Source organism: Pedobacter sp., from assembly GCF_031119335.1.
Taxonomy (GTDB): Bacteria; Bacteroidota; Bacteroidia; order Sphingobacteriales; family Sphingobacteriaceae; genus Pedobacter.
In genome coordinates this window covers 19180-36038 of sequence record NZ_JAVHXT010000010.1, presented here as the reverse complement: position 1 = coordinate 36038, position 16859 = coordinate 19180, and the positions used below count along the sequence as shown (strand labels likewise).

16 protein-coding genes are annotated in these 16859 nt (G+C 37.8%); 8 read left to right on the top strand and 8 right to left on the bottom strand.

The genetic code is table 11. The features are described 5' to 3' along the window. The first annotated feature begins 59 nt into the window (after window positions 1-59). Genes REI64_RS11770 through REI64_RS11760 form a run of 3 tightly spaced genes read left to right on the top strand, consistent with a single transcriptional unit; the run spans window position 60 to window position 3858 of the window. Window positions 60-2492, top strand: a complete 2433-nt coding sequence (locus REI64_RS11770; RefSeq protein ID WP_308850320.1) for a penicillin acylase family protein — start codon at window positions 60-62, stop codon at window positions 2490-2492. A gap of 3 nt (window positions 2493-2495) precedes the next feature. Further along, window positions 2496-2846 (top strand): hypothetical protein, encoded by a 351-nt coding sequence (locus REI64_RS11765; protein ID WP_308850319.1) that lies wholly within the window; start codon window positions 2496-2498, stop codon window positions 2844-2846. Window positions 2847-2871: 25 nt separating this feature from the next. Beyond that, complete coding sequence (locus tag REI64_RS11760) at window positions 2872-3858, top strand: acyl transferase (protein WP_308850318.1); 987 nt, start codon at window positions 2872-2874, stop codon at window positions 3856-3858. Window positions 3859-3866: 8 nt separating this feature from the next. Here REI64_RS11760 and REI64_RS11755 read toward each other — a convergent pair whose 3' ends face one another. The 3 genes from REI64_RS11755 to tyrS form a co-directional block, all read right to left on the bottom strand. Continuing rightward, a complete protein-coding gene (locus tag REI64_RS11755; RefSeq protein ID WP_308850317.1) occupies window positions 3867-4322 on the bottom strand; it encodes an RES family NAD+ phosphorylase in 456 nt (151 codons plus the stop codon). Continuing rightward, window positions 4322-4807 (bottom strand): MbcA/ParS/Xre antitoxin family protein, encoded by a 486-nt coding sequence (locus REI64_RS11750; protein ID WP_308850316.1) that lies wholly within the window; start codon window positions 4805-4807, stop codon window positions 4322-4324. The genes REI64_RS11755 and REI64_RS11750 overlap by 1 nt, the downstream gene beginning before the upstream one ends. 93 nt (window positions 4808-4900) lie before the next feature. Beyond that, window positions 4901-6187 carry a tyrosine--tRNA ligase gene (tyrS, locus tag REI64_RS11745; RefSeq protein WP_308850315.1) on the bottom strand — a complete coding sequence of 429 codons (1287 nt, stop codon included), beginning with the start codon at window positions 6185-6187 and terminating at the stop codon, window positions 4901-4903. Window positions 6188-6290: 103 nt separating this feature from the next. Here tyrS and REI64_RS11740 point away from each other — a divergent pair, with 103 nt between their 5' ends. The 3 genes from REI64_RS11740 (at window position 6291) to REI64_RS11730 (ending at window position 9515) form a co-directional block, all read left to right on the top strand. After that, on the top strand, window positions 6291-6983 hold the full coding sequence (locus tag REI64_RS11740) for a hypothetical protein (protein WP_308850314.1): 693 nt from the start codon (window positions 6291-6293) through the stop codon (window positions 6981-6983). A gap of 3 nt (window positions 6984-6986) precedes the next feature. Then, on the top strand, window positions 6987-8066 hold the full coding sequence (locus REI64_RS11735) for a hypothetical protein (RefSeq protein WP_308850313.1): 1080 nt from the start codon (window positions 6987-6989) through the stop codon (window positions 8064-8066). A 435-nt stretch (window positions 8067-8501) separates the two neighbouring features. Continuing rightward, the gene (locus tag REI64_RS11730; RefSeq protein WP_308850312.1) at window positions 8502-9515 is read left to right on the top strand and encodes a zinc-binding alcohol dehydrogenase family protein; all 1014 of its coding nucleotides are present in this window, start codon (window positions 8502-8504) and stop codon (window positions 9513-9515) included. A 252-nt stretch (window positions 9516-9767) separates the two neighbouring features. Here REI64_RS11730 and REI64_RS11725 read toward each other — a convergent pair whose 3' ends face one another. The 4 genes from REI64_RS11725 to REI64_RS11710 all read right to left on the bottom strand — a co-directional run bounded on the left by REI64_RS11725 (window position 9768) and on the right by REI64_RS11710 (window position 13275). Continuing rightward, window positions 9768-10145: a transcriptional repressor gene (locus REI64_RS11725; protein WP_308850311.1), complete on the bottom strand. Its 378-nt coding sequence runs from the start codon at window positions 10143-10145 to the stop codon at window positions 9768-9770. Window positions 10146-10218: 73 nt separating this feature from the next. After that, on the bottom strand, window positions 10219-11181 hold the full coding sequence (locus REI64_RS11720; protein ID WP_308850310.1) for a MoxR family ATPase: 963 nt from the start codon (window positions 11179-11181) through the stop codon (window positions 10219-10221). Between the two features lie 3 nt (window positions 11182-11184). Beyond that, the gene (locus tag REI64_RS11715; protein ID WP_308850309.1) at window positions 11185-12564 is read right to left on the bottom strand and encodes a peptidylprolyl isomerase; all 1380 of its coding nucleotides are present in this window, start codon (window positions 12562-12564) and stop codon (window positions 11185-11187) included. A 123-nt stretch (window positions 12565-12687) separates the two neighbouring features. Continuing rightward, entirely contained in the window at window positions 12688-13275 is a 588-nt protein-coding gene (locus tag REI64_RS11710; RefSeq protein ID WP_308850308.1) for a hypothetical protein, read from the bottom strand. A gap of 95 nt (window positions 13276-13370) precedes the next feature. On the opposite strand from REI64_RS11710, the gene REI64_RS11705 reads away from it, so the two are divergent. Together REI64_RS11705 and REI64_RS11700 are read left to right on the top strand one after the other, a co-directional pair. Further along, window positions 13371-13985: a hypothetical protein gene (locus tag REI64_RS11705; RefSeq protein ID WP_308850307.1), complete on the top strand. Its 615-nt coding sequence runs from the start codon at window positions 13371-13373 to the stop codon at window positions 13983-13985. Window positions 13986-14050: 65 nt separating this feature from the next. Continuing rightward, the gene (locus tag REI64_RS11700) at window positions 14051-14623 is read left to right on the top strand and encodes a non-canonical purine NTP diphosphatase (RefSeq protein ID WP_375141997.1); all 573 of its coding nucleotides are present in this window, start codon (window positions 14051-14053) and stop codon (window positions 14621-14623) included. A 412-nt stretch (window positions 14624-15035) separates the two neighbouring features. Here the strand turns inward: REI64_RS11700 and REI64_RS11695 are convergent, their stop codons facing one another. Next, window positions 15036-16853, bottom strand: coding sequence for a serine hydrolase (locus REI64_RS11695; protein WP_308850305.1), 1818 nt, complete (start codon window positions 16851-16853; stop codon window positions 15036-15038). Window positions 16854-16859: the final 6 nt, after the last annotated feature.

The following is a 16859-nucleotide window of genomic DNA, read 5'->3' as shown; positions in this document are numbered from 1 at the left end:
ATTGGCTGCTTACTTTTGATGTCACATCAGAGAACAAAACCAAAAAGAACCTTTACCAAATGAACAGAGCTAAAGCATTGATTTGCATCATAATTCCAATAATTTTGGGATATGCGTTAAATACTAAGTTTGGCGATCTTCCTCCGCTCTTAAAGTTTTTAAATCCATTTACTGGATTTTGGCAGAATGCGGAAAGTATATCGCCGAAAAAGAACAAAAAACTAATATTAAAAAACGCTAAAGATAAAATTGAAATTGCTTTTGATGATCGTATGATACCCCACGTTTTTGCGCAAAACGATCATGATCTTTATTATGCGCAAGGTTACGTTACCGCTATGCATCGCCTTTGGCAAATGGATTTTCAAACCCGTTTTGCTGCCGGAAGAATTTCTGAAGTAGTAGGTGAAAAAGCGATTGAAGTAGATAAGTATCAACGTAGAATGGGAATGATGTACGGCGCCGAAAATTCACTAGAAGGAATGATGGCAGACCCAGAATCTAGGGAGATGTTATTGGCATATACCGCAGGCATTAACGACTACATCAAATCTCTAGATAAGCGTAAGCTGCCTGTAGAATATAAATTATTAGACTTTAAACCTGAACAATGGTCGCCAGTAAAATGTGCACTACTTCTTAAGCAAATGTCGGCTGTATTGGCAATGGGGTCTGACGAGTTCTACATGACTAACATCCTTAACAAATACGGACCAGAAATCACCAAAGATCTATTTCCAGATTATCCTTTTAAAGAAGATCCTATTATTCCTGTTGGCACAAAGTGGGATTTTAAACCACTTCCAATTCCGGCTACGCCCAAATCTTTTACCGAGATGATGAGCACCAATATTGCCACCAAACAAAAAGTAGAAGGCATTGGCAGTAACAATTGGGCAGTTTCGGGCATTAAAACAGCTTCCGGATTTCCAGTTTTGGCTAACGACCCGCATTTAGATTTGACGCTACCTTCTATATGGTACCAAATTCAGTTGCATGCGCCAGGCATTAATACGTATGGTGTCTCACTTCCAGGGGCACCAGGAGTAATTATCGGTTTTAACCAAAATATAGCTTGGGGCGTTACCAATGTGGCTGCAGATGTTTTAGACTTTTATCAGATTAAATTTAAAGACAACAAACATCAAGAATATTGGTACAACAACAAATGGAATGCAACCAAACCTAGATACGAAACCATAAAAATTAAAGGTGCAAAAGATATTGTAGATACTGTGCTATACACACACCACGGCCCCATAGTTTACTTCCAAAAGCCTAACTATGGAAGGGCAAACAATGTTCCAACGGGTAGTGCTTTACGCTGGATAGCTCACGAAAAATCGAATGAACTAAAAACATTCTACTTGATGAACCGTGGAAAAAACTATGACGATTATCGTAAAGCTTTGCCCCACTTTACTGCTCCTGCGCAGAACTTCATTTTCGCTAGTGTAGATAACGATATCGCAATTACGCCCAATGGCAAGTTTCCTTTAAAATGGAAAAATCAAGGTAAATTTATTTTAGATGGAACCGATCCTAGTAACGATTGGCAAGGATGGATACCGGCATCGCAAAATCCAACGGTTAAAAATCCACCACGTAACTTTGTAAGTTCTGCCAACCAATCTTCTACAGATCCTACTTATCCTTATTACATTAATTGGGAATTTTCTCCGTATGAGCGAGGAAAGCGAATTAATGATAGACTGACTGCAATGAAAAACATTACTGCAGATAGTATGCGTAACTTGCAAATGGATTCGTACAGCATTATGGCCGAAAACCTGATGCCTTATATCTTGCCTTTGGTAAACAATGCAGAATTAAACGCTACACAAAAAGAGTCGTATAATTTAGTCACAAAGTGGAATAAGTATTTTGATGCCAAATCAATTGCTGCAAGTGTTTTCGACCTTTGGACAAAACGCCTATCGACTGAAATATGGGAAGATGATTTTGGTGACAAAAACGTTCCAATGCGCTATCCTTCAAGAGATCGTACCATTGAACTGATCCAGAAAGACCCTAACTCGAAATGGTTCAATAATGTAAAGACATCAAAAAAAGAAACGCTAGCAGATTTAGTGAACTCTTCTTTTAAATATGCTTGTGACAGTTTAGAACGAAAATACGGGCCAATTGGCGAAGAATGGCAATGGGGAAATTTCAAAAACTCTAACGTTCCACACCTAGCTAAAATTCCAGGCTTTGGTTCTAAAAAAATGCTGATTGGCGGCTCAAAAAGTACTGTAAATGCCTTATCAGAAAGCAATGGTCCTTCTTGGAGAATGGTAGTTGAATTAGGCAAAACTCCAAAAGGTCATGGCGTTTATCCGGGCGGGCAATCGGGAAATCCTGGCAGTCCATTCTACGACAATATGATTGACACATGGGCAGAAGGCAAATTATATGACCTATTCTTTATGCAATCTCCTGACGACAAAGGCGGAAAAATAATCTCTCGTTATAAAATTTCAAAAAAATAGACTATGGTTTTCATCGTTATACTTATCCTATCTTTCGCTGCCCAAAGCTTTTTCCCTTGGTGGACAATTATCGTAGTATCGTTTGCAACCTGTGGCATAATAGGAAAAACTACTAAAATTTCATTTTGGCAACCTTTCTTTGCTATTGTAGTACTCTGGACGGCAATGGCTTTGTACAAAAGTTTCCCTAACAATCACATCTTAGCGGGGCGTGTTTCCGAAATGTTCGGATTAAAAGTGTGGCCAGCAATTTTGGTCGTAACGGCTTTAATTGGTGGCTTAACAGCTGGAATTAGTGGTCTATGCGGCTACCATTTCCGGAAATCTACTATTAATTCTAAAGCCAAAGCGTAATCAATAAAAATTGTATTTTTGCCCAGTGGATATAAATACTGGGCAAATTTTCGCAATTAGCAACGAGCAAGAATTTAACGACGCTGCGATTAGTGTTTTTAAACATCAAGCAGCAAATTGCGATGTTTACCGACAATACATATCACACCTAAGGATTAATCCCAAAGACATTATAAACTATAGTGAAATTCCTTTTTTACCCATTAGTTTTTTCAAATCACACTCAGTTATTTCTTCTATAAAACCTATAGAAATAGCCTTCAGCAGTTCAGGAACCACCGGTCAAATTACGAGCAAACATCTAGTTCAAGATTTAGCTATTTATGAACAGAGCTACAATAAAGCATTTGAATTATTTTATGGCAAAGCCGATGACTATTGTATTTTGGCACTGCTTCCATCTTATTTAGAACGTGAAGGTTCTTCTTTAATTTATATGGTTGATGACTTGCTGAAACAAAGTACAAATCCAAGAAGTGGATATTTTCTCCATAATCATGCTGAACTTCACCAAACTTTAGAAGAACTAAAATCAGCGGAGCAAAAAACGCTGCTAATTGGTGTTACCTATGCCTTACTAGACTTCACAGAACAATATCAAATCGATTTCCCAGAACTTATTGTGATGGAAACTGGAGGCATGAAAGGTAAGCGCAAGGAAATGGTACGTGCCGAACTTCATCAGCTACTATGTGCATCGTTTGGTGTAAAGCAAATTAACAGCGAATACGGAATGACCGAATTACTATCTCAAGGTTACTCCAAAAGCAATGGTATTTTCCAATGTCCACCTTGGATGAAAATCCTATTAAGAGACACTTCTGATCCTTTAAGTATTTTATCTGCGGCACACACTACCGGCGGCATCAATGTGATTGACTTAGCGAATATCAACTCTTGTTCGTTTATCGCTACACAAGATTTGGGCAAAATACATGGCGAAAACCGATTTGAGATTATGGGTAGGTTTGACAATGCCGATATTAGAGGCTGTAATCTGCTAGTGCAATAGCTTAAATTTTAAATTTTCAGCCTTAAATCAAAAGAAAATGAGCGTTGCGAAATTAATTTAACTTTTGTAGCATCGATATGCAAGGGGTTTAAAACGTAATTGCTTTCTTCTTCTACCAGCACAGAAGGCACCTCCATTAATAAACACTTGCCTTCGTCTATAAATTTTCTACCCAATTTAGCTAACACATGCTTACTTTCTTCTGCTTTCCATTCTGCAGGTAACAAATTCATGTCCACCCCACAAACCTTATCATCAGGAACTTCGAATACGGTAATGATATAAGCTCTTTCCAAATCATCTGGTCTTAAATGCACCAATAGTTCCATCATTGCTAATGCTCTTGTAGAAGCTAGATAAACCATTGCAATACCTTTATCGTTCCACCTACCACCATAAAGCTTGGCACCATTACCACTTAAATCGCCCGCATATTGAGGCGATGAAACACGATATAACAGCATTAGCTAAAAACCCCGTGCTCTATCCTACCTAAAACATCTAAAACTAAGGTAAAGCCAATGCTTGTGTCTAGTAGTGTTAAAGGCACTTGGTTTTTTAACGCATAATTTGAATGACGTAACCATTTATTAAAAGCCTCGTAAGAACCTAAAACTACTGCACCACGTTCATAAAGCTTTGCTAACTCAATTGCTCTATCTGCATGTTCGGTTTTAATTAAGGTGCTAGGCTCATAACGTTGCAAGGTACGCTCGCTAATATGTAACACATCAGAAATTTCTTCAATTGTTAGGTAAAGTTTTTTTGCGAGTGCAAGCAGATTTCTTTTTGATATTCCCTTACGTGCCACACTTACCAAATCAAAATCTGAAGGATAAGTTGCTGCCTTGCCACCAACAATTAAGCTTAGAGGACTGTAGCTCGCTGCCAAACCATAGGCTAGCGCAGGCTCTTCTACTTTAGATAATTCTTCAATTTTCTTTTTCATATCAGACAATTATACTCAAATATATACATTTTGTCCGAAGCTTCATAAAAAAGCCGCAAATAAATTGCGGCTTTTTTATGTCTAATAAAATGTCTACTTTGCTATAATTAAAAAGTAGTTTTTCTTTCCTTTTTGAACCACTAAGAACTCATCATTTATCAAATTTTCAGTTGAGAAAATAGTATTCAAATCGGCTACTTTATTTTTATTGATACTTAAACCGCCTCCTTGCACCGTTTTCTTCACCTCACCTTTTGATGGAAACACTGTTGTTTTCTCTGCCAATAAAGACGGTGTGTCAATACCTGCAGCTAAATCGGCTTTTGAAATTTTAAACTGAGGAATACCCTCAAAAATATCCAATACTTCTGCAGAATTAAATCCATTTAAAAACTCTAATGAACCGTTCCCAAACAAAAATTCTGAAGTTTTAATTGCTGTTTCCAAGGCCTCAGCAGAGTGCGTTCTAACTGTAATATCTTCTGCCAATGCTTTTTGTAAAATACGCAAATGTGGTGCTTCGTCATGTTGTTGCTCCAAAGCTTCAATTTCTTCTTTACCTTTTAGTGTAAAAATTCTAATCCAAGCTTTTACATCATTATCAGATGAATTTAACCAAAATTGGTAGTATTTATAAGGCGAAGTTTTTGCTGGGTCTAACCAAATCGCTCCACTTTCAGTTTTACCAAATTTAGTGCCATCCGCTTTTTTAATCAATTGCGTAGTTAAGGCATAAGCCGTGCCTTGGTCCTTTCTTCTAATCAACTCTGTTCCGGTAACAATATTACCCCATTGGTCAGAACCACCCATTTGCAATACGCAGTTATGGTATTTCCACAAATAATAAAAATCGTAGCCCTGTACCAACTGATAACAAAATTCGGTGAAAGACATTCCAGCATCACCTTCCAAACGTTTTTTAACGCTATCTTTTGCCATCATATAGTTTACGGTAATGTGCTTACCAACGTCGCGAATAAAATCCAAGAAATTAAATTCTTTGAACCAATCGGCATTGTTAACCATCACCGCACCATTACCGCCATCTTCAAAATTTAGAAACTTAGATAATTGCTTTTTCATTCCCGCTAGGTTATGCGCAACCATTTCTTCAGTTTGTAAATTACGCTCGTCAGATTTTCCCGAAGGATCTCCAACCATACCAGTAGCACCACCAACCAAAGCAAAAGGTTTATGGCCCGCTCTTTGGAAATGGATTAAAGTCATGATTTGGGTCAAATGTCCTACGTGCAAAGAATCAGCAGTTGGATCAAAACCGATATAACCAGCGCTCATGCCTTCACTCAGTTTCTGTTCAGTATCGGGCATAATGTCGTGCAACATGCCCCTCCAACGTAATTCTTCTACAAAATTTGTCATTTTTAACGATTTTAGGCTGCAAAGATAGTTTTTAAAGGTGAAAGGTAAAAGAGAATGCTTTAGTCGCAATTGAACCAATTTACTAATGAACTAATGAACCAAGATGGCTATATTTACAAGTATGAACTTCCTTTCGCATTTTTACTTCGATAGAAATACACCTAATGCAAATATTGTATTAGGCACCATTTTGCCCGATCTTTTGAAAAATGCAAACAAAAACTGGAATGCGCATCCTCAAAAGCACAGTGAATTATTTGAAAGTAAATCGGGATTAAGTCAGTTGCTTAAAGGCTGGAAAAGGCATCTCGAAGTAGATCTAATTTTCCACTCCTCTTCGTTTTTCAACGAAAAGATGCAGGAGTTAAAATTATTACTTGTTCCAATCTTGAAGGAAAGCCCTGTTCGTCCATCTTTTTTAGCTCACATCGGTGTCGAACTTTTATTAGACCATCTGCTTATCGAGCATCAAAAAATCAATATCAATTCATTTTATGATAACTTGGAGCAAATCAACAAAAATGACTTAACAAACTTCCTCTTTAAATGCAATATTGGCGAAACTGATCAGTTTTTCAAGTTTTTCAACAGCTTTAAATCCAGCAGATATTTGCTTAGTTATCAAAAACTAGAAAACATCAGCTATGCTTTACAGCGTATTTGCATGCGTTTATGGGAACATCCATTTACCGAAAAAAACACTTACGATTTAACTTCCGTACTCGAATTTTACAAAATCCAATTAGAAGTAGATTTTATGGTTATATTTGAAGAAATTGAAAGTCGCTTAAATTAAACCATGCGCAAGTATCAGCTACTTATTATCTTATCTTTTTTCGCAGCTTCGGCAAATGCGCAAAGAAAATACAGCAACGAGTTCCTTAATATAGGTGTGGGCTCTACAGCATTTGGAATGTCGGGCTCGGTAGTAGCTAATGTAAACGATGTAACCGCTGGTTACTGGAACCCCGCAGGTTTGGCACGTATGGAAACGCCAAGGCAAGTAAGTTTTATGCACTCCGAATATTTTGCCGGCATTGCTAAATACGACTATGGTTCGTTCGCTACTTCTGTGCAAGATAATACCGCCGTAGTTGGTGCTTCTATAATACGTTTTGGTGTAGATGATATTCCAGACACTTCTGAATTAATCGATGCAGATGGTAATATCAACTACGATAGGGTGAAGAAATTTTCGGCAGCAGATTATGCCTTTATCTTCTCTTATGCTCGCAAAAAAGGCAAAAATGGCATTGGCAACACCGATGGCTTAAGTTACGGTGCCAATGTAAAAGTGATACACCGCTTGGTGGGCGAGTACGGCAAATCTTGGGGCTTTGGCTTAGATGCTGGCGTTCAGTATAAAAAAGGCAAGTGGATTTTAGCGGCTGTTGGCAAAGACATTACCTCTACCTTCAACGCTTGGAGCTATAATGCCGACAAACTATCTACCGTTTACGCTCAAACCGGTAACGATATACCTAAAAGTTCTACCGAAACGACCAATCCACGTATAGTTTTAGGTGCTGCTTATGCCACGCCAATTAACGAGAAATTTAACATCATGGCCGAAACCAATGTTAATTTTACCACCGATGGACAAAGAAATGTTTTGGTGAGTGCTGATCCCGTAAGCGCCGATCCAACTATCGGTTTATCTGTGGATTTCAAGAAAACGATCTTCTTACGTGGCGGTGTAGGTAATATCCAAAAGTCAACTGATTTTACTGGAAAGCAGATTTACACCTACCAACCTAATATGGGTGTGGGTATCAAAATCAAGAATTTCTCATTAGATTACGCATTAACCAACGTTGGCAACAGTTCCGATGCGCTTTATAGCAACGTCTTTTCTATCAGGCTAGATTTCGAAAAATAAAATTTGAAAAGCAGTAATCGAGGTGCTATTTACGGATAGCCCTGCTTTCGCTCATAGTCCTCGCCCTTCGATAAACTCTGGGCTGCGGGCTAATCCGCTCAATCAGGTTTAGAAAACAAAAGGAATTGCAAAAACTTTGTCAAACGTTAAACATCTTTAACATTTACGGAAGTACAAGTTTTCCCTATGGTTGATGTTATCACCAACTATTGTAGTGTTTAGTTTTATGTGGTTTGGTGATAACACCAACCACAGGTGAAAATTAGGTTTAGAAAACAACCAACACAATAAATTTGTCAGTTTTTTAGCATCTTGTTCATTTATCAGCTGCAAAGCCGAGAAAGAGCATAACTTTATAATATATTTGATAATATAAACGCCTTCGTCATTGCTTCACACCTCGCAATGATGGGTTAAAACATAAACCCCAACATCATGAAAGCAGTAGGATTTAGAACCTCCCTTCCCATATCAGCAGCAAACAGTTTCATAGATTTCGAAACCGAAAAACCAACTCCACAAGGACACCAACTTTTGGTAAAAATAAATGCCATCGCGGTAAATCCAGTTGATTATAAAATTAGACAGAATGCTGCAAAAGATACCGAACTTGCCGAACCTAAAATTATTGGCTGGGATGCTTGTGGAGTGGTAGAAGCCGTTGGAAACGAGGTTTCGTTGTTCAACGTTGGTGATGAAGTTTACTACGCAGGCGACATCACCAAACCTGGTTGCAATGCCGAATATCAAGTTATTGACGAACGTATTGTGGGCAAAAAACCGAAGATCTTAAGCAATGAGGAAGCCGCAGCAATGCCGCTTACTTCCTTAACCGCCTGGGAAATTTTGTTCGATAGAATTCGTGTCAGTACAGAAAAAGATAAAGGCAAAACACTGTTAATTATTGCAGGTGCCGGCGGTGTAGGTTCTATCGCCATACAGCTTGCAAAAAAAATAGCTGGCTTAAAAGTAATCGCCACAGCATCTAGACCAGAAACTATTGATTGGTGCAAAAAAATGGGTGCAGACGTGGTAGTCAACCATAAAAACTTGGTAGAAGAAGTAAAAAATACAGGCTTTCAGTACGTAGATTTCATTGTAGACTTCGTAGATACCAATGCTTATTGGGACGAAATGGTAGAACTGATTAAACCACAAGGTCACATTGCTTCTATTACTGGTAGCGCTACGCCAATTGCCTTAAACAAACTTAAAACCAAAAGCGCCAGTTTCTCTTGGGAGTTTATGTACACCCGTTCTACTTTTCAAACCGAAGATATGATAGAGCAGCATCACATTTTAAATAAAGTTGCTGATTTGATAGATGAAGGAGTTTTAGTGCATACTTTAACTGAAACATTAGAAGGTCTTTCAGCAGAAACTTTAAAGCAAGCTCACGAGCAATTGGAGTCTGGAACTACGATTGGAAAGCTGGCGATTAAGTTATAATTATTCGTCATTGCAATGACGTAGAAATGTCTTATTAACCTTAGTTAGATTATTATTTAACTGACTGACTTATTACCCTATAGCATGTTTTAAATCAAACTGACCCTGAAATAAATTTATTTCATAGCTTTCCGCTTCGCTACAGGTCAGGGTGACGAGATATTCGCGGTTCGTCATGCTGAATTTATTTCAGCATCGGTTTTAACGGTCTGTCTTAGCTCATTTAATAATCAAACTGAGGTATCAACTATATCAAGAACACTTCGGACACAAACCCGAAAGCGTAAAATTCACTTCTTTAACTTGATACTGCTGTGGTAATTTAAAAGTTGGTTCAACGTCTTCTAAACAAGTTACCGATTTACATTTCTCGCAGCTAAAGTGAACGTGATTATGATGATGTTGCTTTTCGCAGTCGTGGCATTCGGCGTATTTAATTACACCATCTACGTTTACAATCCTATGCACGTCGCCCTCTTCTACCAATCTATCCAACACCCGATAAATCGTAACTCTATCACATAAATCATTTAAAGCAGCCTGTATTTCTGTATGCGACAAAGCCACTTCAGAACTATGAATAAGCTTTTTGATTTCCGTTTTTGCAACTGTATTTCTTGTAATTTTCATACCATTGCAAATATACGAAATCTCTAGCATCAAACATTTTGACACTTAAAAGCATGCATCGAAATGATATTAATTAGAAAATGTTTCTGATGATTTGTTCGGTAGTTAAACCTTCGGCCTCTGCTCTATAGTTACGCACAATTCTATGGCGCAATATCGCTTCAGCTACAGCTTGTACATCCTCAATATCTGGCGAATACTTTCCAGAAATAGCAGCATGACATTTAGCACCTAACACCAAAAACTGAGAAGCCCTTGGACCAGCACCCCATGAAATGAAGTTATTAATCTCAGTAGTCGCAAACTCACTATTCGGACGAGTTTTAGCTACCAGTTTCACTGCATACTCCAACACATTATCAGTTACTGGAATATTGCGGATCAGCTTTTGGAAATATTGGATTTCGCTAGCGCTGATGATTTTCTGTAGTTCTACCGTTCTGTTGCTAGTAGTGTTTTTTACAATCGTCAATTCATCAGCAAATGCTGGATAATCTAACGAAATGTTAAACATAAAACGATCTAATTGTGCTTCCGGCAAAGGATAAGTTCCCTCCTGCTCTATGGGGTTTTGCGTAGCCAGCACAAAAAACGGCTGCGGCAAACCGTGTGTAACACCCGCAGCAGTCACAGCTTTTTCCTGCATCGCTTCCAGTAATGCAGCCTGCGTTTTAGGCGGGGTACGGTTAATTTCATCCGCCAAAATAATATTAGAAAATATTGGGCCTTTGATAAATTTAAAATGCCTATCCTCACCTAAAATTTCTGCACCAATAATATCGCTAGGCATCAAATCTGGCGTAAATTGAATACGATTAAAATCGAGGTCTAATACACTTGCAACGGTTTGCACCAACAAAGTTTTGGCCAAGCCCGGAACGCCTACTAACAAGCAGTGCCCATTACTAAAAATAGCAATGAGCACTGATTTTACAATTTCGTCTTGTCCAATTACAACCTTACCTATTTCGGCTTGTATATTTTTAAATGATTGATGCAGGGCATCAACAGCTTCAACCTCATTTTTAAACTGCATTGGCTATTTACTCTCTTTATCCTTTTTTACCCAAAGTTTTAATTCATCGCAAGTTTCAAACTCGTCATCAACTCTAATATAAGTAGTTTCTTTGCGTTTCTCAAACCATTCGCTCATTACCTTAGATTCTTTCTCCTTTTGAGCTTGGTCTTTAAATTTCGGATAATCTTGTTCTAAGCTAGCCTTATGAGGTGCAACCTTAGATTTTAAGAAAAATATTTTATAGCCTTCTTTACCACTCTGCTGATCATTAAATTTAACAGGTTGCGAAATACTTCCTACTTTCATGGTATCAATTACCACAAACACCGATGGATCTAATTTTTCTACCGGCATCAACGTAGTTCTTGCAGTTTGGTTATCTGCATAAAGCATCATACCCCCGGCGTATTGCGTTTCTTTGTTATCAGAATATAAAGAAGCCCCGGTTGCAAATGGGTACTTTTTAGCTTGCAGATCTTGGTAAATACTATCTGCCTTCAATTTAGTACGCTCTAAACTTTGTAAAGTACTTTGCGGACGAACCAAAATATGTCTCACATGTGATTGCTCTCCCCTACGCTCAATTACCTGCAATATGTGATAACCATATTCGGTTTCGAATACTGGCGACATTTCTCCAGCCTTTAGCTTAAATGCCCAAGCGGTAAATTCTTTTACCATGGTTTGTCTATCTATAAAACCATAATCTCCACCTTCAGATGCAGAACCTGGATCTTCAGAATAGGTTTTAGCTAAGAAAGCAAAATCTTCACCACTCTTTATACGCAAACGGATCGCATCTAGCTTATCGTAATACTTTTGTTTTTCTGCTTTGGTTAACTTAGGCTGTAGCACAATTTCACCAACTTCAACCTCCGCACCAATATCTGGCAAACTATCTTTTGGGTAGGTGTCAAAATATTTTTTCACCTCTAAAGGCGTAACAGTAGTGTTTTCCGTAATTTTTGCTTGCATTTTTTGTGCAATCAAACCTTCCTTTATATCTGGACGCATCTCATCTTTGTATTGCAACAAAGATTTTTGTAAGAACTGTTCTAACCTTTCCTGCCCACCCATACGCTGCACCTGATAACGCATACGTTTATCCAATTCATCATCAACTTGGTTTTCTTCAACCACGATAGAATCTATTTCTGCTTGTTGTTTCAATAGCTTTTGCACCAACATTTGTTGCAAGAAATAACATTTAGCTCTTGGATCTGCTGGATTACCCTGATTTAGATAGATAGCATATTGTTGGTTCAAATCAGACAATAAGATAATATTGCTTCCTACTACCGCCACTACCTTATCCAAATTTGGTTTAGGTTGCGCCTTTACATTCTCAACGTTCAAAAACAAGCACATTAAAATACTTGCTATTGATAAAATTTTCTTCATTAGTATGCTAATTCTATTGTATAATTCGCAAAGTTAAAATTATTTTGCTGGTTAACTGTCTATTTACTTAATCGGTTAACCGATTAAGTAATACCTATAGACTGTAAATACCAATAACAAACATTATTTCGCCAACTTCTTAAGCTCTGCTTGGTTAATTTTTATCTTGTATTTAGTTCTTAAACTGTTAATCCAATTGGTTTCCAGCTGTTGCTGATAATCTCCAACTACCTGGCCCCTCACCTCATCAAAAGCTTTGCCTTCGTATTTTTTTTCATTGCTGGCAAAGTAAGTTTTCAGTTGCTCGCTATCTTCCTGTGCCTTTCCCCAAATTTTTTGCTCGCAAACATTAAACATCAATACACCTTCACGGTATTCGTTCATAATGTAGGCGTATTCTTGAGAATCTACAAGTACTTTCTTCTGGGTCTTTAAAGCTTCTTCGTAACCAGCAATTTCTTGTTTGTAATCTTCAACGGTATCTAACCCTAACGCCCGTGCTTCGGCAACCTTTAATTTGAAGTTCACATATAGTTCTAAGTAGGCCGTCAAATCCTTATAGTCAAGCTTATCTTGCCCAGCATGATTTTTTTTGTAAACCCACAAAAATTCTTTGCTACTAATTGGGTTTCCGTTTATAGTAGCCACATTTTGTGCAAATAACAATTTTCCGGCAAAAGCAAAAAATAGAACTAAACAGGCTTTTTTCACAAAAGATGCGTTTATTAATTAATGGATAAAAGTAACAATTTAAGGTGCTATAATAAGATATTTAACTAATTTTAACAGAAATTTTTCAGCAAAATATGAATAGCAACCAACTTATAGATAACGCCGAAGCTTTACGATTATTTTTTAACGACGATGTTTATTTAGCTGGTGATATTTCTTCTGCGGAAAAACCATTTACAGAGACAGTTAAACCGATTTCAGAGGTACCGAAAGCTACGATTGAACAGCCAACCAGTACATCTAAAGAAACAGTGGTTAACTTACCAAAAATTGAGGAGCCAGCTGTAGCCTATCAACCTACTTTCGATTTTAAATATTTGGGTAAAAACGAAAAGAGCATCTTAATTTTGGTAAATGATGCACAAAACCCAGTTAGCACACCGCAAGGAACCGAGCTACTGCGAAAACTAGTGTTATCCATAAACCTTAAAAATGCAGATTTTGCATTGGTAAACTACTCCGCTTACACTACAGCTAAGTTTGAGCACCTGCACTCGTTCTTTTCTTGTAAGTTGGTTATTTCTTTTGGTGTTTCGGCACCAACTTTGGGATTGGGGCAGCAATTACTACATCAGCTAAATGAACTCAATGAGGTAAGAATGATCTTTACCCACAACCTGCACGATCTCGATACTGATTTGAACGCCAAGAAATCACTTTGGGGTACTTTAAAAAACTTAACTATTTAAAGCACTAGGCCAGCAAGACCACTTCAAAACATTTCAACCTTATAACTTTCAACTAGTAAAACATGATACAAAAATTGGTATTTGCTACCAACAACCAACATAAAACAGCAGAAGTTGCCAAAATATTAGCACCAAACTACGAAGTCCTGAACCTTAAAGACATCAATTGTTTGGTAGATATTCCCGAAACTGGCGATACCTTTGTAGAAAACGCGACGCTAAAAAGTACTTACGTATTCGAAAATTTTGGGTTAGATTGCTTTGCCGATGATAGTGGCTTAGAGGTTGAGGCACTGAATAATGAACCTGGTATTTACTCGGCCAGATACAGTGGTGTTAAAGACGATACGACCAACCTTCAGCTCCTGCTGAAAAACATGGAAGGTCAAACTAACCGAAAAGCCAGGTTTAAAACGGTAATTTCGCTGTTAAAAAACGGTGAAAACCACTTATTTGAAGGGGTAATAGAAGGCACTATCACATTAAACCCAAGCGGAACCAATGGATTTGGTTATGATCCAATTTTCAAACCAAATGGCTACAACATTACATTTGCCGAAATGGATATGGCAGAGAAGAACAAAATTAGCCATAGGGCTTTGGCAATGCAGAAGCTGATTGAGTTTTTAAAGAAATAGGAACATATCCCGAGACTTACGAAGTTTTAAAAACTTCGTAAGTCTGAAATAAATTACGTTTGTAAAAATGGATATGGCAGAGAGGAACGAAATTAGTCATAGGGCACTGGTTATGCAGAAGCTGATCGATTCTTTAAAGAAATAGGAAATATAAGCCAGTAAATCTTGGCTACTTCAGTCCCTCTTTTCGCTTTACTCCGCGACAAACACATAGGTTTGTCACTACGTGTTCGCTACAATAGGGTTTATTTAACAAGGGCAACTGTTAGAAAGACTATCAAAGTTTGATGTTTAAAAAGACTTACGAAGTTTTTGAAACTTCGTAAGTCTGAACTTGTTTCCAAAGAAATCTAACGCTTAACTATTCGCTAGATTTCTCTCTACTTTTGAAATGACGACAAAATAACTGCTTCTATTTTTTCCCTTTGTCTATCGCTTTGTTTACAACATCTTGTATACGCGGACGGATATTTAACCTGCCCAACATTTCACTTACCGTAGGATGCACCCTGTTAGAAAGTATCACATAAATCATATTACGAGAAGGATCTGTCCAAACACCAATACCAGTGTAACCAGTATGCCCAAAAGTTTGTGGAGAGGCGAGTTCTGATGGATATTTCTTCGTTAAATCTGGATCGTGCCTATCAAAGCCCAAACCTCTTCTACTTACGTTAGACTGTTTGCTGGTAAACATTTCTACCGTCTGTGGTGTAAAATATTGCTCACCCCCATAAGTTCCTTTGTTTAGCAACATTTGATTGTAGATAGCCATGTCATTAGCCGTACCAAACAAACCAGCGTGACCAGCAACACCACCTTTTAAGGCTGCGCCCTGGTCGTGCACATAACCTTCTAACAATGTTTTCCTAAACACTTTATCGTCTTCGGTGGGCACAATCCTATCCTTAGGAAATCTATTTCTTGGTAAATATCCGGCGGTTTGCATCCCCAATGGGATATAAAAATTCTTCTGTACATATTCATCCTCTGGCATTTCAGAAATATGCTCTACAATATCCTGCATCACATACATGCTGATATCGCTATATACATAACTTCCTTTAGTTTTAATAGGCGAGTTCAACATCTTAGGCCACATAAAATCGTTGAAAAAACCTTTTTTGATGTAATAATTATCTGCCACTTTGGTTGGATAAGCGGCAGAGGAGTCTCTGCTATAATCTCCTTCTTTTACATAATTATGGAAAGGAATGTAAGGAATAAATCCTGCTTGATGCAGCATCACATCTCTTACCGAAGTACCGTTCATTGGCGTGTTTCGAGCTTTCGCTATGTACGAACCAACGGTAGTATCTAACTTTAACTTTTGCTGTTCTACCAAACGCATTACGCTTGGGGTTGTGGCGGTAGTTTTAGTAACCGACGCCAAGTCGAAGATATCAGTAACTTGATCTGCTTGTAAATTATCGTAAGTATGGTAACCGAAAGCTCTATTGTAGATCACCTTTCCATCTTTGGCAACTAAAATAACCATACCAGGTGCAGCTTTTTTGGCAATTCCTTCGTTAACGATAGTCTCTATCTCTTTCAGGTCGTTACTATTCACGCCAGCATCTTCAGGAACGGTGTATTTTAAACGTGTTGCTTCTGTAAGGTATCCAGTACCTTTAATGTATTTTGTAGAATAAGTTTTTGTAAGCAAATGCTTAGCAGCAATACCTCCAAAGATAAATTGTGGCGACACCAAGGCAGCTTCTTCGTTATCTTCTGGGCTCCAAACTATCGGTGCATCAATCTGATCGAAAGAGGCCAAAGCATTACCGTTGCCAAAAAGCGAAATCACTACATCCTTAGTTCTAGCTATACTGGTGATAAAGTTCATATACTTACCATTCTTCGCCATATCATGATTTACAGCTACAATGATGGTATTATAGAATTTGATATCATCTTCCAAATCATTTAATGTTGCCGAATCAGCATATTTAGCAGCGCTTAATGAGGTTACCGCAGCGTATTTATTCAATAAACTATCAAAACCGATTTGATTTTTATAACCTAAATCAATTGAAACAATACGCTTCTCTGCTAAACCTACAATTGGAATAAATTTTTGATAGTTATTGAGCAGCACAGTACCACTTACGGCATCATTAATTTTATTTAGGCGACTTTGATTGTGTTTGTGATCTTGTGCACAAGCAGTTACGGTTAGCACAGCAGTTAGACAGATGGCAACAATGCCCATCAAGCTATTTTTTCTCATTATTAT